The 24,750-nt window shown below is 65.8% G+C and carries 22 protein-coding genes and 1 tRNA gene; 8 read left to right on the forward strand and 15 right to left on the reverse strand.

The annotated features are described in order from the left end of the window. Positions 1 to 6: 6 nt before the first annotated feature. The 4 genes from AC1IQ6_RS25410 to AC1IQ6_RS25425 form a co-directional block, all read right to left on the reverse strand. The gene (locus tag AC1IQ6_RS25410; RefSeq protein ID WP_485865470.1) at positions 7 to 1,956 is read right to left on the reverse strand and encodes a sensor histidine kinase; all 1,950 of its coding nucleotides are present in this window, start codon (positions 1,954 to 1,956) and stop codon (positions 7 to 9) included. Then, positions 1,866 to 2,549, reverse strand: a complete 684-nt coding sequence (locus tag AC1IQ6_RS25415; protein ID WP_209166538.1) for a LuxR C-terminal-related transcriptional regulator — start codon at positions 2,547 to 2,549, stop codon at positions 1,866 to 1,868. Before AC1IQ6_RS25415 ends, AC1IQ6_RS25410 begins: the two co-directional genes overlap by 91 nt. Before the next feature lie 114 nt (positions 2,550 to 2,663). After that, the gene (locus AC1IQ6_RS25420) at positions 2,664 to 4,193 is read right to left on the reverse strand and encodes a sulfatase-like hydrolase/transferase (protein ID WP_485865471.1); all 1,530 of its coding nucleotides are present in this window, start codon (positions 4,191 to 4,193) and stop codon (positions 2,664 to 2,666) included. Between the two features lie 8 nt (positions 4,194 to 4,201). Beyond that, complete coding sequence (locus AC1IQ6_RS25425) at positions 4,202 to 5,170, reverse strand: tripartite tricarboxylate transporter substrate binding protein (protein ID WP_485865472.1); 969 nt, start codon at positions 5,168 to 5,170, stop codon at positions 4,202 to 4,204. A gap of 122 nt (positions 5,171 to 5,292) precedes the next feature. On the opposite strand from AC1IQ6_RS25425, the gene AC1IQ6_RS25430 reads away from it, so the two are divergent. Further along, a complete protein-coding gene (locus AC1IQ6_RS25430) occupies positions 5,293 to 6,273 on the forward strand; it encodes a LysR family transcriptional regulator (protein ID WP_485865473.1) in 981 nt (326 codons plus the stop codon). A gap of 18 nt (positions 6,274 to 6,291) precedes the next feature. Here AC1IQ6_RS25430 and AC1IQ6_RS25435 read toward each other — a convergent pair whose 3' ends face one another. The 3 genes from AC1IQ6_RS25435 to AC1IQ6_RS25445 form a co-directional block, all read right to left on the reverse strand. After that, entirely contained in the window at positions 6,292 to 7,239 is a 948-nt protein-coding gene (locus AC1IQ6_RS25435) for a PDR/VanB family oxidoreductase (protein ID WP_485865474.1), read from the reverse strand. Between the two features lie 21 nt (positions 7,240 to 7,260). After that, positions 7,261 to 8,406, reverse strand: a complete 1,146-nt coding sequence (locus tag AC1IQ6_RS25440) for a porin (protein WP_485865475.1) — start codon at positions 8,404 to 8,406, stop codon at positions 7,261 to 7,263. A 92-nt stretch (positions 8,407 to 8,498) separates the two neighbouring features. Next, the gene (locus tag AC1IQ6_RS25445; protein WP_485865476.1) at positions 8,499 to 9,926 is read right to left on the reverse strand and encodes an MFS transporter; all 1,428 of its coding nucleotides are present in this window, start codon (positions 9,924 to 9,926) and stop codon (positions 8,499 to 8,501) included. Between the two features lie 23 nt (positions 9,927 to 9,949). Here AC1IQ6_RS25445 and AC1IQ6_RS25450 point away from each other — a divergent pair, with 23 nt between their 5' ends. Next, positions 9,950 to 10,900: a LysR family transcriptional regulator gene (locus tag AC1IQ6_RS25450; protein WP_485865477.1), complete on the forward strand. Its 951-nt coding sequence runs from the start codon at positions 9,950 to 9,952 to the stop codon at positions 10,898 to 10,900. Positions 10,901 to 10,907: 7 nt separating this feature from the next. On the opposite strand, the gene AC1IQ6_RS25455 is transcribed toward AC1IQ6_RS25450, so the two are convergent. From AC1IQ6_RS25455 to ispB, 3 genes are all read right to left on the reverse strand, one after another. Beyond that, entirely contained in the window at positions 10,908 to 12,074 is a 1,167-nt protein-coding gene (locus AC1IQ6_RS25455) for a Rieske 2Fe-2S domain-containing protein (RefSeq protein WP_485865478.1), read from the reverse strand. A 328-nt stretch (positions 12,075 to 12,402) separates the two neighbouring features. Continuing rightward, a tRNA-Pro gene (locus tag AC1IQ6_RS25460) sits at positions 12,403 to 12,479 on the reverse strand. 88 nt (positions 12,480 to 12,567) lie between these two features. Continuing rightward, positions 12,568 to 13,533, reverse strand: coding sequence for an octaprenyl diphosphate synthase (ispB, locus tag AC1IQ6_RS25465; RefSeq protein ID WP_102775316.1), 966 nt, complete (start codon positions 13,531 to 13,533; stop codon positions 12,568 to 12,570). A gap of 439 nt (positions 13,534 to 13,972) precedes the next feature. On the opposite strand from ispB, the gene rplU reads away from it, so the two are divergent. The 4 genes from rplU (at position 13,973) to proB (ending at position 17,044) form a co-directional block, all read left to right on the forward strand. Then, the gene (gene rplU / locus AC1IQ6_RS25470) at positions 13,973 to 14,284 is read left to right on the forward strand and encodes a 50S ribosomal protein L21 (RefSeq protein WP_006216228.1); all 312 of its coding nucleotides are present in this window, start codon (positions 13,973 to 13,975) and stop codon (positions 14,282 to 14,284) included. Between the two features lie 34 nt (positions 14,285 to 14,318). After that, positions 14,319 to 14,579 carry a 50S ribosomal protein L27 gene (gene rpmA / locus AC1IQ6_RS25475; protein ID WP_006389959.1) on the forward strand — a complete coding sequence of 87 codons (261 nt, stop codon included), beginning with the start codon at positions 14,319 to 14,321 and terminating at the stop codon, positions 14,577 to 14,579. A 133-nt stretch (positions 14,580 to 14,712) separates the two neighbouring features. Beyond that, positions 14,713 to 15,849 carry a GTPase ObgE gene (gene obgE, locus AC1IQ6_RS25480; RefSeq protein ID WP_102775315.1) on the forward strand — a complete coding sequence of 379 codons (1,137 nt, stop codon included), beginning with the start codon at positions 14,713 to 14,715 and terminating at the stop codon, positions 15,847 to 15,849. Positions 15,850 to 15,907: 58 nt separating this feature from the next. Then, positions 15,908 to 17,044, forward strand: a complete 1,137-nt coding sequence (gene proB / locus AC1IQ6_RS25485) for a glutamate 5-kinase (protein ID WP_102775314.1) — start codon at positions 15,908 to 15,910, stop codon at positions 17,042 to 17,044. 10 nt (positions 17,045 to 17,054) lie between these two features. Here proB and AC1IQ6_RS25490 read toward each other — a convergent pair whose 3' ends face one another. Then, entirely contained in the window at positions 17,055 to 17,657 is a 603-nt protein-coding gene (locus AC1IQ6_RS25490; RefSeq protein WP_246842536.1) for a winged helix-turn-helix domain-containing protein, read from the reverse strand. Positions 17,658 to 17,806: 149 nt separating this feature from the next. On the opposite strand from AC1IQ6_RS25490, the gene AC1IQ6_RS25495 reads away from it, so the two are divergent. After that, positions 17,807 to 18,259, forward strand: a complete 453-nt coding sequence (locus AC1IQ6_RS25495; protein WP_102775312.1) for a helix-turn-helix domain-containing protein — start codon at positions 17,807 to 17,809, stop codon at positions 18,257 to 18,259. Positions 18,260 to 18,333: 74 nt separating this feature from the next. Here the strand turns inward: AC1IQ6_RS25495 and AC1IQ6_RS25500 are convergent, their stop codons facing one another. Continuing rightward, positions 18,334 to 18,888, reverse strand: a complete 555-nt coding sequence (locus tag AC1IQ6_RS25500; protein WP_102775311.1) for a SecDF P1 head subdomain-containing protein — start codon at positions 18,886 to 18,888, stop codon at positions 18,334 to 18,336. A 351-nt stretch (positions 18,889 to 19,239) separates the two neighbouring features. Between AC1IQ6_RS25500 and thiC the strand changes: the two genes are divergently transcribed. Beyond that, the gene (thiC, locus tag AC1IQ6_RS25505; RefSeq protein WP_485865479.1) at positions 19,240 to 21,153 is read left to right on the forward strand and encodes a phosphomethylpyrimidine synthase ThiC; all 1,914 of its coding nucleotides are present in this window, start codon (positions 19,240 to 19,242) and stop codon (positions 21,151 to 21,153) included. Between the two features lie 139 nt (positions 21,154 to 21,292). On the opposite strand, the gene AC1IQ6_RS25510 is transcribed toward thiC, so the two are convergent. The 3 genes from AC1IQ6_RS25510 to AC1IQ6_RS25520 all read right to left on the reverse strand — a co-directional run bounded on the left by AC1IQ6_RS25510 (position 21,293) and on the right by AC1IQ6_RS25520 (position 24,694). Then, complete coding sequence (locus tag AC1IQ6_RS25510) at positions 21,293 to 22,705, reverse strand: FAD-binding oxidoreductase (protein ID WP_111826830.1); 1,413 nt, start codon at positions 22,703 to 22,705, stop codon at positions 21,293 to 21,295. Next, entirely contained in the window at positions 22,702 to 23,418 is a 717-nt protein-coding gene (locus AC1IQ6_RS25515) for a FadR/GntR family transcriptional regulator (protein WP_102775308.1), read from the reverse strand. Before AC1IQ6_RS25515 ends, AC1IQ6_RS25510 begins: the two co-directional genes overlap by 4 nt. Positions 23,419 to 23,494: 76 nt before the next feature. After that, positions 23,495 to 24,694, reverse strand: coding sequence for a diguanylate cyclase domain-containing protein (locus AC1IQ6_RS25520; protein ID WP_485865480.1), 1,200 nt, complete (start codon positions 24,692 to 24,694; stop codon positions 23,495 to 23,497). Between the last annotated feature and the right edge of the window lie 56 nt (positions 24,695 to 24,750).

Consider the following 24,750-nt stretch of genomic DNA (forward strand, 5'->3'; position numbering starts at 1 on the left):
CGCGCCTCAGGGCTGGGACGCGCGCAGCGCCAGCGTGGCGGTCAGCGCGGTCCGTCCCGGGCGGGACGCCACCTCCAGCCTGCCGCCCACGCGCTCGATACGGGTGTGCATGCTGCGCATGCCCACGCTGATACCGGCCCGCAGCACCGCCGCCACGTCGAAACCGGCGCCGTCGTCCTCGATCAGCAGCTCCAGGCTGTCGGATTCGGGCTGGCGCAGCGCCAGCTCGACGCGGCGCGCGCGGCTGTGCTTGAGCACGTTCACCAGCGATTCCTCGACCAGCCGGGTCAGCGCCATGCACTGCAAGGCGCTGGGCGGCGTGCGCCACTGCGCCGGGACCGCCCAGCTCGCGCGGATCTCCAGTTCGTCGAAAAGCTGCATGAAACGGTGGCGCAGCGGCGCGATCCACTCGCGCGGGGTGGCCGGCACCTTCACGCCCGCGCTCGATCCGCTGTCTATGGTCTGGCGCAGGTCGTCGCGCAGCAGCTTGAGCATGGACAGGAACTGCTGGCTCTGCACCGGCTGGCTGGCCTGCTCCACCGCGGCCATCATGCGCACCAGCGAACCGCCCAGGCCGTCGTGCAGGTCGTGGGCGATCTGCAGGCGGTCCTGCAGGCGCGCATTGGCCAGCGCCAGCGCGTGCTCGCGCTCCAGCGTCGTGGCCAGCTCGGTGCGCGCCTGCGCGATGCCCACGGCCAGATCCTGGCTGAAGCGTTCGATGCGGCGCACGTTGCGCGCGTGGCGCAGCCCCAGCACGGCCGATATGCACAGCGTGACCACCACGCTGGTGAACGGCGTATACGCGGTGTCGCTGGCGATGAGCTTGAGGATGCGCAGCAGGTCATGGACGCTGACGGCCAGGAACACCAGCAGGCAGGCCGCCAGCATGAGGTTTTCGGGCCGCCGGGTGCGCCAGGCGTGGAACGGGAACTGCAGGCAGTTCGCGAAAAAAATGGCGGACGCGGTCAGCACCGCGGCCAGCCGGATCTCGGGCAGCTGCGCCCGCGGCGCCAGGGCCACCGCCGCCAGCAGCGCCGCGGACAGTATCCACAAGGCCTTTTCGGTGCGCGGCAGCGATTGCTCGCCGAAGCGCCACGTGAAAATGCAGAAGCACGCCACGTACAGCACCAGCACCATGGCGTTGGCGCGCGCCGCCCCGATGCTGTCGGCAAATGGCCAGGGGCTGGTGACCAGCACGTTGGCGATGAACAGCACCCAGAACAGCGCCATCAGCGCATACCAGCCAAAGGCGCGCTGCTCGCGGCGCATCAGCCAGATGCAGAAGCACAGCCCGCCCAGGACGGCCGACACGATCAGGTTGAGCATGAACAGCGTGCGGTTGCGCCACCGCAGGTCCTCGTAGCGCCGCAGCAGCGGGCCGGGCTCTCCGAGGTAGACCGGCCCCAGGCCGGGCGTCTGCTCGGCCACGCCCACCACCCGCAGCCACAGCGTGTTCACGCCATCGCGCATCAGCGCCTCGGGGATGAGCCAGTAGCGCGGCATGTTCCAGCTGCGCGACAGGGGCTCGCTCAGCTGCGGATCGCTCCAGATGCGCGCATCGTTGACGTAGACTTCGCCAGCCATGACCACCGATTCGAGCACCAGCGCCACCGGCCCGGCGCGCCCGTCCGGGCACTGCGCCCGCCAGTCGATGCGATACCAGGCCGTACCGCTGTAGCCGGGCCAGCGCGCGGTCCAGTCATCGGGCAGCGTCACCGGCCGCCATGCGTCCGGCCCGGGACGGCCGCCCTCGGCATCGCCCTGCGCCGATTGGATCGACAGCACCTGGGCCGTGCATTCCGCCTGCGCCCATACCGGGGAAAAAGCCAGCGCCAGCCACAAGACCGCCAGCCGGATCGCCAGCCTCAATCGAGCAGCCCCCGCGACCGCGCGGCGTGGATCGCCCGGGTGCGCGAGGAAACGGCGAGCTTGCGGTAGATGTGCTTGACGTGGCATTCGACGGTGTAGCGCGACAGGTGCAGTTCCTCGGCGATTTCGCGGTTTCCCAGCCCCTCGGATACTAGGCGAAGAATCTGGTTTTCGCGAGGACTGAGCGTCTCGCCGGCGGCCGCGCCTGCCGGCTCCGCCGGCCTGGGGCGCAATTCCTCGATGATGCGGCGCGCGACGAAGGGGTCGATGGGCGCGCCGCCGCGCAGCACGCTGCGGATCGACAGCGACACTTCCAGGTCGTCGCGCTCCTTGAGCACATAGCCGGTGGCCCCGGCCCGCAGCGCCGCCAGGATCGCGTCCTCGGTGCTCCAGGCCGAAATGACCAGTATCGCCAGCCCCGGATCGGCCGCGTGCATTTCCGCGATCAGTTCGGTGCCGTTGCCGTCGGGCAGGCCCAGGTCCACCAGCGCCAGGGCCACGGGCTGCGTGGCCAGGCAGGCGCGCGCCTCGGCCAGCGTGGCGGCGAACACCAGCGCCTCGGGCGCATACCCGAGCTGCAGCAGCAGGCCTTCGAGCCGGCGGCAGATCAGGGGTTCGTCCTCCACCAGCAGCACCGGGGCAGGCAGGGTCGACTCGGAAGCAAGCATGGCGACGGTCATGAGAAAGGCGCGGGCGGCATTGCCCACGCCGAACTATGACGCAGTCGCAGCCGGCCGGGTATCCCTGGAAATTGGTATTCGCAGGGAATATAAAGCAAATGCCGGCGCGCGCCTTCAGGCGATGCCCGAAGCCGGCAGGCGCGCCGGCAGCTGGTCGGCGGGACGGCTCCTGATCATGTCGGTCAGTTCGCGCCGCCGGGCCGCGTAGCCGGGATCGTCGAACAGGTTGTCCATCTCGTCCGGATCTTCGGCCAGGCAGTACATCTCGCCCGCGCCGCTATCCAGTTCCAGCGTCAGCTTCCAGTCGCGGGTGCGGGCCGTGCGCAGCTTCAGTTCGACCCCGCAGCGCGAGGCCGCCACGTCCCATTCGCTGAGCGCGAACGCGCGGCCGGCATCCCGGCCTTCGAGCAGCGGACGCAGGCTGCGCCCGTGCACCGGCCCCAGGGCCGAGGCGCCGCCGTAGTCGTACAGGGTGGCGGCCAGGTCCAGCGTCGACACCGGATCGGCCACCTGCCGGCCGGCCTCGATGCCCGGACCGCTGGCCACCATGGCCACGCGCAGCAGGCCCTCGTACGGCATCGGCCCTTTCAGCATCAGCCCGTGGTCGCCCAGCCACTCGCCGTGGTCGGACGTGAAGATCACGATGGTGTCCCGGTCCAGCCCGTACTCGGCCAGCGCTTTCATGACGCGCCCGACCTGGTGGTCCACCAGCGAAATCATGCCGTAGTAGTTGGCGGTGATGCGCCGCAGCGCCGCTTCGGACGGCGTCGGCATGCGCGAGAAGTTCTGGCGCAGCGCCTGCACCTCGGCATTGCCCATGGGCTTGCTTTCCATGCTGGCCCGGTGCCACCACGGCCGGCGGTCGTAGTCGGTGCTGCGATGGCGCGGCAGATCGACCTCGTCGGGATGATGCAGGCGCGACCAGGGCTCGGGGCAATCGAAAGGATGGTGCGGATCGGGAAACGAGGCCCACAGGCAGAACGGCCGCTCCTGGCCATGCCGGCGCAGGTATTCGATGGTCCGGTCGCCGATCCAGGCCGAGTTGTGCCAGGCCGCCGGCAGCGCCGAATTGAAGGTCTGCGGCGCACCGCTGGGCGGCCCCAGGTCCTTCTGGTAGAGCTGGTTGCGCAGTTCCCCCAGCCCGTCGCCGTAGTGCCAGCGCGAATGGTGCAGGCCGCCGGGCAGCGGCGTGGGCAGCCAGTAGTTGTGGCCCTCGACCACCAGCTCCACGTGCTCGAAACCCATGTACGGCCCGTTCCAGCCCGGCCCCAGGGCCGCCTCGCTGTACTGGCACTCCGGACGCCCCGTGGCCTCGAAGGTGTGGTGAGTGGAGAAATGCGCCTTGCCGATGAAGCCCGTGTCGTAGCCCGCGGCGGCCAGGCTGCCGGCAAAGCCGGCCTCGCCGGTGCGCAGGTCCAGGTCGATGCCGTTGTCGCACACCCCGTGCGTCAGCGGCAGCAGGCCCGTCAGCATGGACGCGCGCGACGGCTGGCAGACCACGTTGGGCGTGATGCAGGCCGAGAAGTGCGTGCCGTTGCGCGCCAGCAGGTCGATGTGCGGCGTCTTGACCCGCCGTCCGGCGTAGCCCAGGCAGTCGCCGCGATGCTGGTCGGTGGTGATGAGCAGGATATTGGGACGTTTCATGGCTGGTTTCATGGCTGTCTGGCGGCTGCGGTCTTGATGTCGGCGAGCATGGGAGCGAAAACACGGGTGTCGCGGGCGATGCGCTGGCGCAGGCCCTCGGCGCCTTCGTCGCTCACGATCATGCCCTGGGCCTGCATCTTGTCGCGCAGCTCGGGGCTCTTGAGCGCGGCGGCCACCGCCTTGCCCAGCGCCTCGACCACCGGCGCCGGCGTCCTGGCCGGCGCGAACAGGCCGAACCAGCTATAGAAGGTGTAGCCCGGCACGGCCTCCTCGATCATCGGCAAATCGGGCGCGCCCGCGATGGGCGCCGTGCCGGCGTTGGCCAGCCCGCGCACCTTGCCCGCCCGGACCTGCGGCAACGCCGTGCTGGCCACGATGAACATCAGATCGACCTGGCTGCCCATCACCCCCACGAAGCCCTGCGGCGCGGCCTTGTACGGCACGTGCTTGAGCGATATGCCGGCATCGTGCTCGAACAGCGCCATGGCCAGATGATGCGTCGAGCCCAGCCCGCCGCTGGCGTAGGTGATCGTGTCCGGGCGCGCCCGCGCCTGGTCCAGCAGCTCGCGCAGCGAGCCGAACGGCGCCGAGGGCGAGGCCACCAGCACGTACTGCAAGGTGGCCAGCGTGGCGATGGGCGCGAAATCCTCCGTCCGGTACGGCGCCTCCTCCATCAGATAAGGCGCCGCGGTAAACGAAGCGTCCAGGCCCAGCAGCAGCGTATAACCGTCGGGCCTGGCCCGCGCCACGGCCTGCGAGCCGATGATGCCCGCGACCCCGGCCCGGTTCTCGACGATCACCGGCACCTCCAGCCGCCTGGCCAGCTCCGCGGCCACCAGCCGGCCCGCCACGTCCGCGCCGCCGCCGGGCACGGAGGGCACGATGAGCGTGATCGGCCGGTCGGGGTAGGCCGCGGCGGCGGCCAGCGGAATCGCCAGGCACAGCATGGCCAGCGGCGCGCGTATGAACTTCAGCATGATCGTCTCCTTCCCGCCGCGCGCCTCGTCGGCGGGCGCGCTGGTCATGACGATCATGGAACAGCGGCACATTCCGGTCCAATGATATATTTTGGCCTTTCCATATCAATGTTGATATGTAGATGCAGCCCGCCGACGACTCCCCCGCCCTGCCGCCCGTCTGGTATCTGCGCGGGCGGCTGCGGCTGCGCCACCTGCACCTGATGCGGGTGCTGGACGAAGTGCACAACGTCGGCCTGGCGGCCCGGCGCCTGGCCACCACCCAGCCGGCCGTATCGCGCATGATCGCCGAACTCGAAGACATGCTCGGCGCGCGCCTGTTCGACCGCACGCCCAAAGGCACCTTCCCCACGCGCCACGGCGAATCGCTGATCCGCCATGCGCGCTGGGTGCTGGGCGACCTGGAACGCATGAGCGGCGAATGGTCCGGCGCGCCGGACCTGGACGTCGAGACCATCAGCATCGGCGTCAACTCCACCGCCGCCGCCTTCCTCGTGCCGCGCGCGCTGCTGCGGTTCAAGCAGCAGGCCGCCAACGTCAACGTGCTGGTGCGCGAAGGCTCGCTCGAAGCGCTGGCCCCGGAGCTGTACACCCGCAAGCTCGACCTGCTGGTCGCCAGGCTGGGCGAGGCCGTGCGCAAATCCGACCTCGCCAGCCAGGTGCTGTATGAAGAGCCGATGTGCGTCTGCGCGCGCGCCGGCCATCCGCTGGCCGGCGAACCGGGCGTGCCGTGGCAGCGGCTGGCCGCCTACCCATGGATCATGCCGCCGCGCGGCAGCCCGGTGCGCATCGGCCTGGACATGCTGCTGCAACGCCATGGCGTCTATCCCTACGCCCGGATCGAATCGGCGTCCGCGCTGAACAACACCATCCTGATGAACAGCAGCGACACCCTGTCGCTCATGCCGCGCTGCGTGGCCCGCCACCTGGCCCGCGGCCAGGGCCTGGCCATCCTGGACATCGACCTGCCGCCCGTCTTCGGCCCCATCGGCCTGGTCCGCCATTGCAGCCTGGACCTGTCGCCGCACATGCGGGGGCTGATCGAATGCCTGCAAGCGGTGGCGGCGACCGCCCCGGAGCAGGACCCCGCGCCACAGCCTTGAACCCCACGGAACAGCCGGCTACAGATCCAGCACCAACAGGGCCGATTTGGCGCCCGAGCAGCACGGAAGAAACTGGTCGTTGGCCGCCTTTTCTTCGTCGGTCAGATAGACATCTCGATGGTCCGGTTCGCCATCGAGCACCCGGGTCAGGCAGGTGCCGCACACGCCCTGGGAACATGACATGGCGATCTCGATGCCGTGGCGCGCGAGTGCCGCCACAACGGTCTCACCGGCATTCACCTCGATAATCCGGCCGCTGCTGGCCAGTTTTACTTTGAACGCACGGCTTTGCCCTCCGGCGTTTTCGAGAGAGGCGCTAAAACGCTCGCTGTGCACATTTGCCGGTAGCCATCCGGACTGCTCGGCCTGCGCCAGCGCGGCGTCGCAGAAACGCCCCGGCCCGCAAACATAAACATGACTTCCAGGATCAGGATTCGAGAGCGCCTCCGCAAAATCGATGCGCGCGCCGCCGGATTGGCTGAAGTAGAGCTTGACCTTGTCTTTCATGTCGGGTTTCGCCAGCCGCGGCAGGAATGCGGCGCATGCGGGACTGCGCGCGCAATAATGTATTTCGAATGAAAGACCATTCGCGGCCAACTGTTCCGCCATCGAAAGCAGCGGCGTTATGCCTATGCCGCCGGCAAGCAGCACGGAGTGCCCTGCCTCGTCCGCCAGCGCAAAGCGATTCCTGGGCCTGCTGATTTCGACAGTATCCCCCTCGTCAAGCGCGTGCATCGCGATCGAGCCGCCTCGCGAATGCCGATCCCGCAGCACGGCGATGCGATAACGCTGCGCTTCCTGCGGCGAATTGCACAGGGAATACTGCCGGATGACCCGATCCGGAAGATGCACGTCGATATGCGATCCCGCAGAAAATTCCGGCAGTTTTTCATCGCCCATCGCCGCCAATTCGAATGCGACGATGTCGGCGGCCACCAGAGACTTCGAGACGACTCTGACTTTCATTTGATTATCCTCCCCCTCTCGCTAGAACACGTGCCGCATGCCGATGACGACACCGGTCTGAGATGCACCCTTGCCGGGAGGCGCCGGCCCGCCGCTACTCAGGGAATAATTGGCGGCGGAACTATTGGCGATGTGGCCCAATTGCGCATAGACCGCGCTGCGTGTCGAAAACTCATATGTCGCGCGCAGCGTACTGAGCGTGGCTCGCGTATCGTGATCGCTATTGATTATCCGGTATGCCCCGCCGTCGACGGCGAATGCCGGGGTGAACTGGTAGCGGGCGGTCAAGTAATAGATATTCGAACGCACTTCGACACCGCCTGCCGAATCCGATGTCATGCGGCGCCCCAGCCAGCCGGTCGTGATCTTAAAGCCGTATACGTTGATCCAGCCGTTCAATTGGATCAATCTGTCTTTGTCCGAACTGCTGGTAAACGGAGTCGGCGCGACGCCATCGAAAAAGTTCGCGGCAGCGCCCGGGCCGCCACGCTGTTGTTCATAAGAAGCGCCCCCACCAAACCACTCCGTGTCGTATCGGAGCAGCGCGGACCACTCCTGACAGCGGTGAAAATCGCCGGTTTCCGCTCCCGCACAGGTGCCTTGTCCGGGGGTGTTTCCGGTTCCGGCCGAGTCACGCCCTCCCAGCGAGTATGTCGCGCCGACGGTCCATGTGTCGAACTTTCCAAAATAGGAAATGGTGTTGTCGACCCGGTCGTTCGGAATATTGGGACTGAGAGAGCCCAGGCTGTAAATCGAAGGGCCCATGACATCGCCGTCTAACAGGGAGATATAGGTCATCGAATACTGGCGGCCTAAACTGAGCGTCCCATAAGGCGATTTGATGCCTACCCACACCTGGCGCCCGAACAGACGGCTGCCTTGTCCGGACGTTCCATTATTCGCATTGAAGCCGCTTTCCGCCGTGAAAACGGCCTGGTAGCCGCCCCCCAGATCTTCGGCGCCGCGCAAACCCCAGCGCGACGGAAAGGAACCGGTGATTGCCGGCATCCGCAGACGGCTGCCTCCGGAAACACCGGACAGATACTCCACGCCGGAATCTATGAGTCCGTATAGCGTCAGAGAGTTTTTGGCAAGAGCGGAAAAAGAACTCAAACACACTATCGCGCAAATCAGAAGCAAATTAGTTCTTTTTACAGACCTTTCCATGATCTACTCCAGTCATGTCAAGTTTGAGAGTGCTACGCTGATTTTTCTTGGGCGCAGGAATGCCTGGGCTCTCGAGGAGCCGGGATTCCTGCTCAGGCTGCGGGAGGCGTTGCGCCTGTCGTGTGCTCCGATGCGGCGTTTCGCCGAATTGTGCTGGCGACGCCCATCATCCTGATGATGACGATATTGGCCAGAGCGAGCGCGGCAAGCACCGACAGCATCTCGGTCACGCCCCATCCGCCCGCATACAGCCAGCCCAGGATGAGCGGACCCATCGATGCGCCGATGCGCGCCGCGCCAGAAGCCCAGCCCACTCCGGTCGAACGAACCGAAACGGGATAAAGCAGCGCCGTGAATGCATAGAGAACGCCGACGCCGGCCGCAATGAAGAACCCGACCAGGATTGCAGATACCGCGACCGGCCAGAACGCCGGCGCCAAGACTCCCATGAAAAAGACGCTGCAGGTTCCACCGCCGTAGATCAGCATCAGCGTCAGCCAGAACCGCCCGCGAAACCGATCGGCGAGATATCCTCCAACGATGAATCCGACAAGCCCCCCGACATTGTTCAGCGAGAGCACGAGCGACGCGGACGACATGTCCATTCCGGACTGGCGCATCAGACCCGGGGTCCATACGAGCGTGCCGATGAGAACGATGTAGCTCAGGAAAAACGCAATCCAGCAAAGCATCGTGACCCAGGCAAGATTTCCACGAAACAACTCGCGTACCGATGCCTTGACCTGGCCGGCCGCGCTGTCGTCGGTGAAAAACCGGGTTTCCCCGGCATCGATTTCGCCGGGAGCCAGCCGCTCGAGTATTCGACGAATCGCCGCCGCGGGATATCGCTGCGCGATGGCGAACGCGACCGACTCCGGAATACGCCACGCCGTCAGCAGCGTTACCGCCAGCGATAGCGCGCCGCCAGCCCAGAAGACCGATCGCCAACCCAGCTCCGGCATCATGGCCGCCCCCATCATGCCGACCACGATGCCTCCGACTGGCACTCCCGAACAGACGATCGATGCGACTGTGGAACGGTAGCGGCGCGGCGAATACTCTATCGAGAGCGCGATGAAACACGGCATCGCGCCTCCGACGCCGAGGCCCGTCAGTATGCGCAGGACGACAAGCTCCAGATGAGAGCCGGCCATCGCGGTGCCTATCATCGTGGCGCTCAGCAATAGGCCGCAAAAAATCAATACGAGACGACGGCCTACCCGGTCGGCATAGTTCCCGAGCGTGAGGGCACCCACCAGCGCGCCCCACTGCGAAGCCGACAAAAGCGCCCCCAATGCGCTGGGCGGCAAGTTCATATCCTCCACGACGGCGGGCACCGCGACGCTCATGATTTGCGAGTCAAACCCGTCGATCAACGACATGAAAAAGCATAAGATCAGCACTTCTATCTGGAACGTGCTGAATCGGCGGTCTATCAAAGCGCTGACGTTCATAAGCTGTCTCCCCTCGTTGTGTTTGGCTTGGTTTGGTTTTTCATCGAATCTAGTTGCTTCCTTCAATACCCGTTTCCAAGGCAGGCTCCGTGACAACCTTCAAGAGAAACCTCACCATCAGGCATATGCGGCTTCTGGAAACGCTTAACAGAACATTGAGCATCGTTCGCTGCGCCGAGGAACTGAACACCTCGCAATCCGCGGTATCCAGGGGTTTACGGGAACTCGAAGAACTGCTCGGAGCCAGGCTGTTTGATCGCAACACCAGGAACCTCAGTCCTACGATTGTGGGACGACAGATGATCCGGCATGCCGATCTGATTCTTAACCAGCTGGATCGGGCGGAAGCCGATTTCTACGCATTGGTCAGCGGCAAGGGAGAACGGCTGGACGTCGGTCTGATGGGCGCGGTCTCTCCACGACTGTTATCTACCGCCATCGGGCTGATGGAACGTAAAGCGCCGAACGTCACGATCTGCTTTCATAGCAACTTCGCCCAAGACCTCGTGGCGGATCTGCTTCACAACCGCTGCGATTTGATTGTTTCGCACTTCGACATCGAACGATTCGACAAGCATGACGAAATCTCCGTGAATGTGCTGTACTCGGAGCGAGTGACGATCGCCAGTTCGTTCACCCATCCCCTGGTCGGGAAAGACCGTGTCACATGGCGCGACCTCGTCAGCCAGCGCTGGGTACTGGTGCCGGCGCAAACCTCGACGCGGCGCGTGATCGAACATCAGTTGTTGACTCACGGCGCGCCGCGCACCCTGGTCGTCGTCGAAACGCTCGAAATCCATCTCCTGCTGGAACTGGTAAGAACCAACGGCATGCTTACGGCATTGCCCGTTCACTTCGTGCACTGGCTCCAGCATGACTTGAAACTGATACGTTCGCTGCCGTTGGCCGACGACTTGCCTTCGTGGCCAATATGCTCAGCCACGCTGGCGTCGCGCGAACCGACAATCGCGACCGTGCTTTTTCTCGAGTGTCTGCAGGAAGCCGGCGTTCAGGAACAGTTGCAGATCAACGCCAGCTGAGCGGGATTCAGAACCCTTGCCGGGGGGGCAGCCCATCGTAGCGCCAAGTCTTCGAGGCTTGGCCCTCAGCGATGGCATGAAGTTCCCGTTCGAAAACTCGGCGCATTCGCACCACGCCGACGTCGGTGCGTCCGAGTATTTCCTTGCTGCGGTCCGCAATCGCCATCTGGCCGGTTTGGGCCACGATGTCTTCGATAACGAGCAGCAAGGGATGGTCGAGCACATCATTGAACGTCAGCTTGCCATCGAGAATGTCTTGCCCCACCTCGCGAGGCTCGCGTTCGGCGGCGACACGCTGCTGGAACTTGTTCCACATCTCGTGATAGGCAGCCATTTCGTCCGGAGCCACGCTGGCGTGCTGTGTCATGAAGAGAATGTGGTTTTCGTCGTCCGTCGGAACGAGCGTCAAATAGGAATCTCGCCATCCGCCGATGGCCTTCAGATCGTCGAATGTCGGAATGATGATGCGCATCGTGTTGGGCATCAGATAGAGCGTTGTGCGCAGATCGCTTCCTGGCGATTGCGTTTCGCGCACCATGCCGAAATCCGTCTCATAAGCTTTGGTCTGAGGAAGCTCGATCTCTCGCCCCAGGTTGCGGTGCGATCCACTGTGGCTATGGACGAACGCGATGTGCACTTCATCTATCTGGTTTTCATAGGTTTGAAACCAATTACAGGGGAAGTGGTGTACTGAGTTTTCGATGACGCCGCCATCGCCGAAGTGGGGAAATGGCGGAAACTCGGGCTCCGCCCCTTCACCGAAGTACGCATAGATGACGCCCATGTGCTCGCGCGTCGGCCAGGCGTCAATATTCGCCGCGGCGCATGGACCACTAGGTTGTTCGCCGGGACGCTCTACGCACTCGCCTGCGCCGTTATAGGCCCAGCCATGGTAGTAACACTGAATCGAATCTCCGCGCACCCATCCGGTCGACAACTGGGTTTGACGATGCGCACAACGGTAGCCAACCACGTGCGCGGCGCCTCCTTCACCGCGATACAGCGTAAACCGTTCACCGAGGATGTGGATCGGCTTGACTTCGCCGTTCTTCAGATCTCTCGAAAGATGCACCGGCTGCCAGTACTTTCGAAGCATCACGCCTCCAGGCGTTCCGGGTCCCGCCGAGGCGAAGTCCGTGACGTTGGATTTCTTCACTCCATTCGCTTGGTCCACGATTGTCTCCTTGTTTGTTGTTCGTGCATGTGCGGCCATCTTAGGCAGGACCAAAGCGATGAGGAAACGATGTTTTCTCAAGGATTATTGACCTATCTGATATGAAACGCGGCGCGCCAGCGATACGTTCGCAGGCTTGCATCCGAGCGACGCCTGGATCGTCATTGGGAAACCCGATCTCCACAATCCTGCGGAGATTGCCCGGCTTGGACACGATGTGCTTTGTCATTTTTGAAATTGACACACCGTCTTGCCGCCACCCCAAAACAAAAAAGACCCGATAGCCAGGCGGCTAAGGGGTCTTCCTTCGGGAATGACCATCAAAAGATGGTCGGGGCGAGAGGATTCGAACCTCCGACTCCTGCGTCCCGAACGCAGTACTCTACCAGGCTGAGCTACGCCCCGATTTACTACCTACTACTTTCAGCTTCGCCGTGCTCAGTACGGCTGGGCTGTCCTGCCTTTCTCTCGGTCCCGATACCGCTGAATTTGTTCAGCGATCTCTGTTTACCGCGAAAGCGCAGAATTCTAACAGAGATTTTTGAAAAGGGGAAATGGGATAGTCGGAAAGTGCTTTTTTGGCCAGTTCGGCCTCGGCGATTGCGGCCTGGCGGGCGTGTTCCAGGGCGTCGGTCGCCTGGATGGCGGCGGCCACGGCGGCGAAGTCGGCGTCACCGGTCTTGATGGCGTCGCGGATCAGTTGCTGCTGTTCGGGCGTGCCGACTTCCATTACGCGGATCAGCGGCAGCGTGGGCTTGCCCTCGCGCAGGTCGTCGCCCACGTTCTTGCCCAGCGCGGCGGCGTCACCGCTGTAGTCCAGCACGTCGTCGACCAGCTGGAAGGCGGTGCCGACATGGCGGCCGTAGGCCGCCGCGGCGGCTTCCTGCTCGGGCGTGGCGCCGGCCAGCACGGCGCCGACCTGGGCGGCGGCCTCGAACAGCTTGGCGGTCTTGTAGCGCACGACCTGCAGATAGCGCTCCTGCGAGACGTCGGGGTCGTGCACGTTGAGCAGCTGCAGCACCTCGCCTTCGGCGATGACGGTGGTGGCCTCGGACAGGATGCTCATGACGCGCATCGAGTCGGCCTCGACCATCATTTCGAAGGAACGGGAATACAGATAGTCGCCCACCAGCACGCTGGCGGCGTTGCCGAACACCGCGTTGGCGGTTTCGCGGCCGCGGCGCAGGTCGGATTCGTCGACCACGTCGTCGTGCAGCAGGGTGGCGGTATGGATGAATTCCACCACCGCGGCCAGCAGCTGGTGATGCGTCCCTTCATAGCCCAGCGCGCGGGCCACCATCAGCACCATGGCCGGCCGCATGCGCTTGCCGCCGGCGCCGATGATGTAGTCGCCGATGGTGCGGATCAGGACCACGTCGGAGTTCAGCCGCTCGCGGATAACCGCATCGACGGCTTTCATATCGTCAGCAATGGGGGCAATGAGCGCGGGGAGATTCAAGACGTATCCGGAGTGTGAAACGAGCCGTAGGGTGTACGCGTGACGGCTCTTACCGCTGGACCGCCGGACCAGGCCGGGGGATTCGACCAGCGATTATACGGGGAGTAACGTGCGCGGGCGCGCGCCGGGCCGCCGCCGGCCGGCCGGGCGGAACTCTGGGACCGAAGGCGCAAGGCCTGGCGATGCCGCATGAAGCCTGTACGCCACACCTAAGCCCTTACCCTGCAAGCGCTTTTTGACTTTCCGCGCATCTCGGGCTAATATCCTCGATTCGGTCAGCAATGGCCGAATTACGTCGGTTTCATTTATGCCGAGTGATTTGTGCCAGATGCACGTGGTGCTCCTGCAATCCGGAGCACGGCAGGCAGGCACAGCGCGCAGCCCGCCCAGCAGGGCCGGCCAGGCAAATGGACCTTTTTACCTATTTAAGGAACACCCCATGTACGCGGTCGTAAAAACCGGTGGCAAGCAGTATCGCGTTGCCGCTGGCGAAAAACTCAAGATAGAACAGATACCGGCTGACATTGGGCAAGAAATCACCCTGGACCAAGTGCTGTCCGTGGGCGAAGGCGACCAGCTGAAAGTTGGCACGCCCCTCGTCTCCGGCGCCGTGGTCAAGGCAACGGTTCTTGCGCAAGGCCGCCACGACAAGGTCAAGATCTTCAAGATGCGCCGTCGCAAGCACTACCAGAAGCGTCAGGGCCACCGTCAGAACTACACCGAAATCCGCATCGAAGCCATCACGGCTTAAGTAGCGACTCGGTACCACTTAGCAGGAGCTAAACATGGCACAGAAAAAGGGCGGCGGCTCTACGCGAAACGGACGCGACTCAGAATCGAAGCGTCTGGGCGTCAAGGCATTCGGCGGTGAATTGATCCCCGCCGGTTCGATCATCGTGCGTCAGCGCGGCACCCGCTTCCACGCTGGCGTGAACGTCGGCATGGGCAAGGACCACACCCTGTTCGCGCTGGTCGACGGCAAGGTTCAATTCGGCTTCAAGGGCGCGTTGAACAAGCAGACCGTTTCGATCGTCGCCGCCGAGTAATCGGCAAGAGCACGGTCAGCAACGCGGTCCGCCGCGTTCGGCAAAGCCCTGTCGCATGCGGCAGGGCTTTTTTGTTTCAAGGCAGCAGCCGGGACGTCCCGCCCTGCCCTCACTTTTCATACGCACGGACACCATGAAATTCGTAGACGAAGCCACCATCGAGGTCGTCGCCGGCAAAGGCGGCAATGGCGTGGCGAGCTTTCGCCGCGAAAAGTTCATCCCCAAGGGCGGCCCGGACGGCGGCGACGGCGGTCGCGGCGGCTCCATCTACGCGGTGGCCGACCGCAACATCAATACGCTGATCGATTTCCGCTACGCCCGCCTGCACCGCGCCAAGAACGGCGAAAACGGCCGCGGCTCGGACCAGTACGGCGCGGCCGCGCCCGACATCACGCTGCGCGTGCCGGTCGGCACCGTCATCCATGACGCGGAAACCGGCGAAGTCCTGTTCGACCTGAACCAGCACGACCAGAAGGTGGTGCTGGCCGCCGGCGGCCAGGGCGGCATGGGCAACATCCATTTCAAGTCCAGCGTGAACCGCGCGCCGCGCCAGTGGACGCCGGGCAAGGAAGGCGAGCACCGCTACCTGCGCATGGAGCTGAAGGTGCTGGCCGACGTGGGCCTGCTCGGCCTGCCCAACGCCGGCAAGTCCACCCTGATCACCCGCATCTCCAACGCCAAGCCGAAGATCGCGGACTACCCGTTCACCACGCTGCACCCCAACCTGGGCGTGGTGCGCACCTCGCCGTCGCGCAGTTTCGTCGTGGCCGACATTCCCGGCCTGATCGAAGGCGCCTCCGAGGGCGCCGGCCTGGGCCACCTGTTCCTGCGCCACCTGGCGCGCACCCGTGTGCTGCTGCACCTGGTGGACGTGTCCACGCCCGATCCCGATGCGGACCCGGTCGAACAGGCCGTCACCGATGCCCGCGCCATCGTCGAGGAGCTGCGCCGCTACGATCCCGAGCTGGCCGCCAAGCCGCGCTGGCTGGTGCTGAACAAGCTGGACATGGTGGCCGACCCCGAGGACACCAAGCGCCGCTTCCTGGAGCTGTACGGCTGGAAGGGCCCGGTGTTCGGCATCTCCGGCCTGTCCGGCGAGGGCACGCAGGACCTGATCTACGCGCTGCAGGATTACCTGGACGCCGAGCGTGAAAAGGAACAGTTGGCGCAGGACCAGGCCGATGGCAGCTATGTGGCGCCGGACCCCCGCTTCGACGACAAGCGCTCGGACGCCGACCCGCGTTCCACGCCGCGCAGCGGCGACGAATAAGCCATAATCGCAGTCCTTACGATTACGCCTTTTTTCCGCGCCGCAGCCCGCCGCCATCATGTCTGCCGAATCACCCGCAGTTTCCGTCGTCTCACAAGCCCAGCGCCTCGTCGCCAAAGTCGGCTCGTCGCTGGTCACCAACGAAGGCCGCGGCCTGGACCGCGCCGCCGTGGCCCACTGGGCCGCGCAGATCGCCGCCCTGCACAAGCAGGGCAAGCAGGTCGTGCTGGTCTCCAGCGGCGCCATCGCGGAAGGCATGGCGCGCCTGGGCTGGCGCAAGCGCCCGTCGGTGATGCATGAGCTGCAGGCCGCCGCCGCCGTGGGCCAGATGGGGCTGTGCCAGGCCTACGAGGCCGCGTTCGCCGAATTCGGCCTGCGCACCGCGCAGATCCTGCTGACCCACGAAGACCTGGCCGACCGCCACCGCTACCTGAACGCGCGCAGCACGCTGTTCGCGCTGCTGCGCCTGGGCGTGGTGCCCATCGTGAACGAAAACGACACGGTGGTCACCGATGAAATCCGGCTGGGCGACAACGACACGCTGGGCGCGCTGGTCACGAACCTGATCGAAGCCGACACGCTGATCATCCTGACGGACCAGCGCGGCCTGTACGATTCCGACCCCCGCAAGAATCCCGACGCCAAGTTCATGGCGCACGCCCAGGCCGGCGATCCGGCGCTGGAAGCCATGGCCGGCGGCGCCGGCAGCGGCATCGGCACCGGCGGCATGCTGACCAAGGTGCTGGCGGCCAAGCGCGCCGCCCACAGCGGCGCGCACACGGTGATTGCGTCCGGCCGCGAGCGTAACGTGCTCACGCGGCTGGCCGAAGGCGAATGCATAGGCAGCGAACTGCGCGCCGTGCTGCCGGTGTGGTCGGCGCGCAAGCAATGGCTGGCCGACCACCTGCGCCTGCGCGGCCGCGTGGTGCTGGACGACGGCGCCGTGCGGGCGCTGCTGCGCGAAGGCAAGAGCCTGCTGCCCATCGGCGTGACCGACGTGGAAGGCGAGTTCGGCCGCGGCGACGTGGTGGCCTGCGTGGACAGCCAGGGACATGAATGCGCACGCGGGCTGATCAATTATTCGTCGGCCGATACGCGGCGCATCCTGCGCCAGCCTTCGTCTCAGATTGCACGCATTCTGGGCAGCATGACCGAACCGGAACTCATGCACCGGGACAACCTGGTGGTGCTGTAGCGGCAAGGCGCTAACTGCCGTCGGGCAGCAGCATATAGCCCCAGCCGCGCACCGCGAGCACCGGAAATTCCACATTGAGGCGGCGCGCCTTGGCGCGCAGCCGCGACACCAGCACGTCCACCCGCCGCATGCCGACCTGCGAGCCGCGCACTTCCTCGGGCAGCAGCGCTTCGCGAGGCAACCTGTGGCCGGGCGCGTTCAGCAGGCGGACGAGAAACGCACATTCAGCCGCAGTCAGGGGCACGCGCTGGCCGGCAGGCCCGGCCAGCGCGCCGGCCTGCAGGTCGACGCGCCACGGCGAGCCGCCCCGGCGCCCGCGCCGGCACAGGCTGCGCAGCAAGGCATCCCATTCCGGCCCGGGCATGCCGGCTTCGACGCAGACGTCCACGCCGGCATCCAGCGCCGCGATGCGCCGCTCGACCGTGACGCCGCCGCGCACCCGCCAGACCAGCGCCGCCGCCGGCACCGCGCGGCCCAGCGAAACCACGCGCTCGGCCACGTCCGGCCAACTGCCCTGCAACACCAGCACATCGACCATCTGGGCCTGCAGGCCGTCCAGTAGCGCCGCCAGGGAATCAAACGCGCAAACCGTCCAATGGAACGTGCGCAACATTGCGACCAGATCGCGAGCCGCACCATCGCTTGCGAGTACGAAAACGCTGCCTCGTTGCTGCATGCCGTCCTCCTGCCCATCAATACGTTTATCACTTAGGTAATATTTATAACTACCAACGTAAACTAACGCCACGCTTCAATCGCTTTGTGAAGACATTCTCGGACCGGCTGAAGCATGCGCGTCTTTTGCGTGGCCACACGCAGAAAACGCTCGCCCGTATGGCGCGCCTTTCGCAAAGCGCCATCGGCAGCTATGAGAGCGGACTGCGGCATTCCAGCCGTTCTTCGCGCAAGCTGGCGCAGGTGCTGAAGGTCGAAGCCGAATGGCTGGAGACCGGCAAGGGCCCGATGGAACTGCCCATGGACGGGTACGACCTGAGCGACACGCTACCGGTCACCGGCGTGGCGGAAGGTCCGCCGCGCGCCAGCGGCCGGCATCGTCCGCATGCGCCCTGGCCGTTCTTCAATATATCGCCAGCCCAGGTGGAATCGCTCACATCCGACGAACGCATCGGACTGGAAGCCATTGCGCAGACCTATATCGAACAGGTCCTGCGCATCCGCCGCAACGCCAAGCCGCGCGGCCGCAAGAGCGGCTGACGATCGGGGCCGTATCGTGGTCCTATTTCAAACGAAAAAAAGCCCGCCGTAGCGGGCTTTCGTGCGCGAGCCGATCAGGGCTTGGCGGCCGGCGTCGTGCTGGTGGCGGGCACCGCGGCGTCGCCGCGGATCTTGGCGGCGATTTCCGAAGCGGCCTTGGCCGAGGGCACGCCGAAGGCCAGCACGCCGCGGTTCAGCGGTTCGCCGATCAGCGGAGCGGCGACCAGTTCGCGGTCGATCACCAGCGCCAGCATGTTGCCGACGTTCTTGGAGCTGACGTCGTTGAGCTTGCGCGCGCCGGCTTCGGAGAAGCGCAGGCCCACGAAGTTCTGGCCCTGGCGGTCGACCAGCGCGGCGGCGTCGGTCAGGTCGGCGCGCGTGAGCACGGGCACTTCCTGCATGTAGAGCTTGCCGTCGGGCAGGCTGATTTCACGCAGGCCCGCGCCGGGCTGCTTGTGGGCCAGGTAGAAGTCCACGCTGGCGGCGGTGGCGGGCGTGGTCGATTGCTGGCCGGCCGCGGGCGCGGTGGCGCCGGTGTCGGAGGTCTTGGTCGGGGCGGTCTTGCAACCCGCTAGCGCCAACGTCACGACAACCAGGGCGGGCGCCAATTTGCGTAAGGTAAGTTGCATGCTCGATTCCTTCTCAAGTGGACTAAGACCAGGTCGCGGCGCGCGCCCGGCACGTCTGAAAAGTGTACCGAACCTGAATCGGCGTGTCGCCGCAGTCTGATTCCAATTGTAAAGCGGTAATACCAGCCTGCTCGCCGGCCGCGCACGCCGCGATTCGTCGGAATCGCCCGCCAGCATCTATACTCCGCTTTCGTGCAGGGGTACTCGCCGCGGCTTAAACGCCGCGACGTGTTGAGAGAGTCCCTTCGTACCAGTACGGATAATGCCGATGCTGGGAGCCGTATTTCCGTCCGCCCGCGCGCGGCGGAAATTCCTTCCCGATCGGCTCCAACCACTCGCTTGGAGCTTTCCATGAACGCAAATCCCAAATTCCTGGCCGCCACCGCAGAAGTGGACGCGGCCGCCGTCGCGCCGCTGCCCAAATCGCGCAAGGTGTACGAAACCGGTTCGCGGCCCGACATCCGCGTGCCGTTTCGCGAGATCGAACAGGCCGACACGCCGACCATGTTCGGCGGCGAGAAGAACCCGCCGCTCACGGTCTATGACTGCAGCGGCCCCTATACCGACCCGAACGTGCGCATCGACATCCGCCGCGGCCTGCCCGAAGTGCGCCGCGCCTGGATCGAGGAACGCGGCGACACCGAGGTGCTGGCCGGCCCCACCAGCGACTACGGCAAGGCGCGCCTGGCCGATCCCAAGCTGACGGCCATGCGCTTCGACCTGCAGCGCCCGCCGCGCCGCGCCAAGGCCGGCGCCAACGTGACCCAGATGCACTATGCGCGCCGCGGCATCGTCACGCCGGAAATGGAATATGTGGCGATCCGCGAAAGCCTGCGCCGCGAGCAATACCTGCAGTCGCTGCGCGACAGCGGCCCCGACGGCGAGAAGATGGTCAAGCGCCTGCTGCGCCAGCATCCCGGCCAATCGTTCGGCGCCTCGATTCCCGCGGCCATCACGCCCGAGTTCGTGCGCGACGAGATCGCGCGCGGCCGCGCCATCATTCCGGCCAACATCAACCACCCCGAAATCGAGCCGATGGCCATCGGCCGCAATTTCCTGGTGAAGATCAACGCCAACATCGGCAACTCCGCGGTCAGCTCCGGCATTGGCGAGGAAGTCGAGAAAATGACCTGGGCGATCCGCTGGGGCGGCGACACGGTCATGGACCTGTCCACCGGCAAGCACATCCACGAAACGCGCGAATGGATCATCCGCAACTCGCCCGTGCCCATCGGCACCGTGCCGATCTACCAGGCGCTGGAGAAGGTCGACGGCAAGGCGGAGGAACTGACCTGGGATATCTTCCGCGACACCCTGATCGAACAGGCCGAGCAAGGCGTGGACTACTTCACCATCCACGCCGGCGTGCGCCTGCCGTTCATCCCCATGACCGCCGACCGCATGACCGGCATCGTCTCGCGCGGCGGCTCCATCATGGCGAAGTGGTGCCTGGCCCATCACAAGGAAAGCTTCCTCTACGAGCGCTTCGAGGAAATCTGCGAAATCATGAAGGCCTACGACGTCAGCTTCTCGCTGGGCGACGGCCTGCGTCCCGGCTCGGGCTACGACGCCAACGACGAAGCGCAATTCGCCGAACTCAAGACCCTGGGCGAGCTGACCCAGGTGGCCTGGAAGCACGACGTGCAGGTCATGATCGAAGGCCCCGGCCACGTGCCGATGCAGATGATCAAGGAAAACATGGAGCTGCAGCTGGAGCACTGCCACGAGGCGCCGTTCTACACGCTGGGCCCCCTGACCACCGACATCGCCCCCGGCTACGACCACATCACCTCCGGCATCGGCGCGGCGCTGATCGGCTGGTACGGCACGGCGATGCTCTGTTACGTCACGCCGAAGGAGCACCTGGGCCTGCCGAACAAGAAGGACGTGAAGGACGGCATCATCACCTACAAAATCGCCGCCCATGCCGCCGACCTGGCCAAGGGCCACCCCGGCGCCGCGATCCGCGACAACGCCCTGTCCAAGGCGCGCTTCGAGTTCCGCTGGGACGACCAGTTCAACCTGGGCCTGGACCCCGACACCGCCAAGGAGTTCCACGACGAGACCCTGCCCAAGGACTCGATGAAAGTCGCGCACTTCTGCTCCATGTGCGGCCCGCACTTCTGCAGCATGAAGATCACGCAGGACGTGCGCGATTACGCCGCGGCGCAGGGCGTGAGCGAGAAGGACGCGCTGCAGAAGGGGATGCAGGAGAAGTCGGTGGAGTTCGTGAAGAAGGGAGCCGAGGTTTATCACCGGCAGTGACAGGCGGCGCGTAACCCATCGGCCGGCGAGAGCCGGCTGTTTGTCTCTTGCTACGAAAAACGGCGGCTGGCGCCGCCTGATGGGTTACGCGCGTTTGAGATATGAGTTCTTGCTCAAGGACTCTCGCGCTGCACCCCTCCTACAGCAACTTCCCGGGATTCATGATCCCGGCCGGATCCAGCACCGCCTTGATCTGGCGCATCAAGCGCAACTCCAGCGGGTCCTTGCTATGCAGGAAATGCGCTCGCTTGAGCTGCCCGATTCCGTGCTCGGCCGAAATACTCCCGCCGTAGCGATTCACCTCGTCCAGCACGGCGTCCGTGATCGCCTCTCCATGCACCGCCACCCAGTCGCGGTCGGCGCCGGCCGGCCGCGACAGGTTGTAGTGCAGGTTGCCGTCGCCGAAATGGCCGAAGATGAACGGACGGATGTCCGGGAACAGCGCCCGCACCCGCGCCTCGGCCGACTCCATGAATTCCGGGATGCGTTCGATGGGCAGCGACACATCGTGCTTGAGGTGCGGACCGTCGGCGCGCTGCGCTTCTGATATCTCTTCGCGCAGCTTCCACAGCGCCTGCAGCTGCGCCAGCGACGCCGACACCGCCGCGTCCAGGCACAGCCCGCGCTCCAGCGCGGCGCCGATCACGTGCTCCAGCAGATTCGTCAGGGCCGCCTCGTCGGCGGTATCGGCCAGTTCCACCAGCACGTAGCCCGGGTAGCGCTGCGCGAAAGGCTCCTGCACGCCTTCGGCGTGCGCCAGCACCAGGTCCAGGCAATCACCCGAAAAGTACTCGAAGGCCTGCAGGCGCGCGCCGCACTGCTCGAACAGGATCTCGAACAGCTGCAGGGCCTGCGCCGGCGACTCCACCGCTGCCAGCACCACCGAGCGCACGTCGGTGCGCGGGAACAGGCGCAGCGCCACCGCCGTGATCACGCCCAGCGTGCCTTCCGAGCCGATCAGCAGCTGCTTGAGGTCGTAGCCGGTATTGTCCTTGCGCAGCGTGCGCAAGCCGTGGAAGATTTCGCCGGTGGGCAGCACCGCTTCCAGGCCCAGCACCAGTTCGCGCGCCATGCCGTAGCGCACCACGTTCACGCCGCCGGCGTTGGTGGCCACGTTGCCGCCGATCTGGCTGGAATCCTCCGCCGCCAGGCTGAGCGGCAGCAGGCGGCCGGCTTCCTGGGCCGCGCGGCGCAGGTTGCCGAGGATGGCGCCGGCTTCCGCCACCATCGTGTTGGCCACGGTGTCGATGGCGCGCACGGCGTTCATGCGGTCCAGGCTGAGCACCACGTTGGCCGCGCCCGCGTCCGGCGTGGCGCCGCCGCACAGCCCGGTGTTGCCGCCGCGCGGCACCACCGGCACGCCGGCCTGCTGGCACAGCGCCAGGCAGGTCGCGACTTCTTCGGTGCTGCGCGGGCGCACCACGGCCTGGGCCTGGCCCTTGTAGAGGCCGCGCCAGTCGGAAAGCCAGGGCGCGATGTCGGCCTCGGCGGTGAGAACGGTGTCGGGGCCCAGGGCCTGGACCAGGCGTTGCGTGAAGTCGGTTGCGCTCATGATGTCTGCCTTGCGGCCGGAAAGAAGAGTTCGAGGTTCAGGCGGCTGGCCGCCTGCTGCAAATGCCGGGTGGCCGCCAGCCGGGCGCGCTCGGCGTCGCCGGCGCTGATGGCCTCGAACACGGCCACGTGCTCCTGGTGCACGGCCGCGGTCAGGCCGGCCTGGCGGCGGCTGTTGCTGCGCGCGGTGCTGACGGCAAGGCGCAGCTGCAGGTTGAGGTACTGCAGCAGATCCTGGTAGTAGCGGTTGTGGGTGGCCGCGGCGATCGCGACGTGGAACGCGATGTCGTGCTCGACGCCCTGCTCCGGGTCGTCCAGATGCTGCTGCAGCGCGGCCAGTGCCTGCCCCATGGCCGCCAGGTCCGCGGCGTTGCGGCGCAGCGCCGCCAGCGCGGCCGCGCCGCCTTCCAGTTCCATGCGCAGTTCGTACACGCTGGCCAATTGTTCGCGGTCGGCGATGCCAGCCGACACCTGAAAGCCCTGCGCGCCGGTGCGCGACACCACCACGCTGCCCGAGCCCTGGCGGCTCTGGATCAGGCCCTGGGCGCGCAGGCGCTCGGTGGCCTCGCGGATGACGGCGGCGCTGACGCCGTACTGCTGCGCCAGGACGCGCCCGGGCGGCAGCTTGGCGCCCACGGGATGGGCGCCCTCGGCGATGTCGCCCGCGATCCGGCGGGCGACCTGTTCGGTCAGGGTCAGGCTCTTGCTCAGCATGGGGCGATTATAGACAGACTTTTCAGGTTATCTGATAACTTTATTGAAAACGATGCCCGCATGCCGGTGCGGCGTTTCAGGCCACCGCGCGCGCGCCGTCCGGCAGCACGCCGCCATCGGCCGCGCCCAGCTCGCCGCCGCCGGCCACCGCGCAGCAGCGTCCGCCGCGCGCCTTGGCGCGATACAGCGCGGCGTCGGCGGAATCCAGCGCCGCCTGCGGGCTGCGGTTGGCCCCCGACACGATGGAGATGCCGATGGACAGGCCCACGCTGACGCGGGTGCCGTCGGCCAGCGTGATCGGCTGCGAGACGTCGTGCAGCAGGTGCTCGCCCAGCCGCAGCGCGGCGGTGGCGTCGATGCCGGTCACCAGCACGATGAATTCGTCGCCGCCGATGCGCGCGGCCATGTCGTCGACCCGCAGCATGGCGCGCATGCGCTGGCCGATGGTCATGAGCACCTGGTCGCCCGCGGCATGGCCGTAGGTGTCGTTGATGAGCTTGAAGTCGTCCATGTCCATGTACAGCAGCGCCGCCGAGCTGTCCTGGCTGCGCGCGCTGGCGCAGACGCGTTCGAGCGCGGCCTGCAGGCCGGCGCGGTTGGCCAGGCCGGTCAGCGCGTCCTGGCTGGCGCGGCGTTCGCTGTCGCGCTCGGCCAGCATGGTCGACACCAGGATGCGGTTGAGCCGGTGCGACGCGATGCTCATGCTGACCAGGTAGAACGGGATCTGGATGAACACGATGGCGGTGACGTATTCGCCCGTGAACAGCGCGCCCAGGCACATCGGCCCCAGGCTGAGGAAGATCATGGCGCCGACCAGCCGCGGCGCGCCGTAGTTGCGAAAGCAGATGCCGCCGGCCATGGCGCCGCAGGACACCCCGGCCAGCGTGGCGGCCAGCCAGTCGCCGTTGAGGAAGGTGACGAAGACGCCGTAGCCCACGCTGAAGGCCCACAGCAGGGCCAGCAGGATGTAGATGTCGGTATGGGTGTTGCCGCCGCGGGGCGCGGCCTTCAGCGCGGAGCGCAGCACGGTCACCCGGACCACGGCCAGCAGGACTTCCATCGCCAGCCAGGACAGGTACAGCGGCTCGGGACGCCGCCAGGCGACCACGCCCGAGATCATCAGGGTGTTGATGACGCCGCCGGCGAAGATCGGCAGCGTGCCGAACAGGCTGGCGATCAGCGCCGCGCGGATGTCCGCCGGCGTATCGTGCCCGGAATGCGTGAGCCAGCGCGTCAGGCGCCATCTGGGCAAGCTGAACTTCAGTGCAGTATCCACGCTGTCACGTCCCTGGCCACGTCCATCCGGGTTCAGATGGGCAGGCTGGCGTTATA

The organism is Achromobacter sp. MUI-25009338, from assembly GCF_057359325.1.

What these genes read in the sequence shown, in the direction of transcription:
- rpmA (WP_006389959.1), top strand. Translation starts at nt 14,319, where the DNA reads ATGGCACAGAAAAAGGGCGGCGGCTCTACGCGAAACGGACGCGACTCA.
- AC1IQ6_RS25440 (WP_485865475.1), bottom strand. Translation starts at nt 8,406, where the DNA reads ATGGAAAGGTCTGTAAAAAGAACTAATTTGCTTCTGATTTGCGCGATA.
- thiC (WP_485865479.1), top strand. Translation starts at nt 19,240, where the DNA reads ATGAACGCAAATCCCAAATTCCTGGCCGCCACCGCAGAAGTGGACGCG.
- AC1IQ6_RS25435 (WP_485865474.1), bottom strand. Translation starts at nt 7,239, where the DNA reads ATGAAAGTCAGAGTCGTCTCGAAGTCTCTGGTGGCCGCCGACATCGTC.
- AC1IQ6_RS25490 (WP_246842536.1), bottom strand. Translation starts at nt 17,657, where the DNA reads ATGTTGCGCACGTTCCATTGGACGGTTTGCGCGTTTGATTCCCTGGCG.
- proB (WP_102775314.1), top strand. Translation starts at nt 15,908, where the DNA reads ATGTCTGCCGAATCACCCGCAGTTTCCGTCGTCTCACAAGCCCAGCGC.
- AC1IQ6_RS25420 (WP_485865471.1), bottom strand. Translation starts at nt 4,193, where the DNA reads ATGAAACGTCCCAATATCCTGCTCATCACCACCGACCAGCATCGCGGC.
- AC1IQ6_RS25430 (WP_485865473.1), top strand. Translation starts at nt 5,293, where the DNA reads ATGCAGCCCGCCGACGACTCCCCCGCCCTGCCGCCCGTCTGGTATCTG.
- AC1IQ6_RS25515 (WP_102775308.1), bottom strand. Translation starts at nt 23,418, where the DNA reads ATGCTGAGCAAGAGCCTGACCCTGACCGAACAGGTCGCCCGCCGGATC.
- AC1IQ6_RS25425 (WP_485865472.1), bottom strand. Translation starts at nt 5,170, where the DNA reads ATGCTGAAGTTCATACGCGCGCCGCTGGCCATGCTGTGCCTGGCGATT.
- AC1IQ6_RS25410 (WP_485865470.1), bottom strand. Translation starts at nt 1,956, where the DNA reads ATGCCACGTCAAGCACATCTACCGCAAGCTCGCCGTTTCCTCGCGCAC.
- obgE (WP_102775315.1), top strand. Translation starts at nt 14,713, where the DNA reads ATGAAATTCGTAGACGAAGCCACCATCGAGGTCGTCGCCGGCAAAGGC.
- AC1IQ6_RS25500 (WP_102775311.1), bottom strand. Translation starts at nt 18,888, where the DNA reads ATGCAACTTACCTTACGCAAATTGGCGCCCGCCCTGGTTGTCGTGACG.
- AC1IQ6_RS25415 (WP_209166538.1), bottom strand. Translation starts at nt 2,549, where the DNA reads ATGACCGTCGCCATGCTTGCTTCCGAGTCGACCCTGCCTGCCCCGGTG.
- AC1IQ6_RS25510 (WP_111826830.1), bottom strand. Translation starts at nt 22,705, where the DNA reads ATGAGCGCAACCGACTTCACGCAACGCCTGGTCCAGGCCCTGGGCCCC.
- rplU (WP_006216228.1), top strand. Translation starts at nt 13,973, where the DNA reads ATGTACGCGGTCGTAAAAACCGGTGGCAAGCAGTATCGCGTTGCCGCT.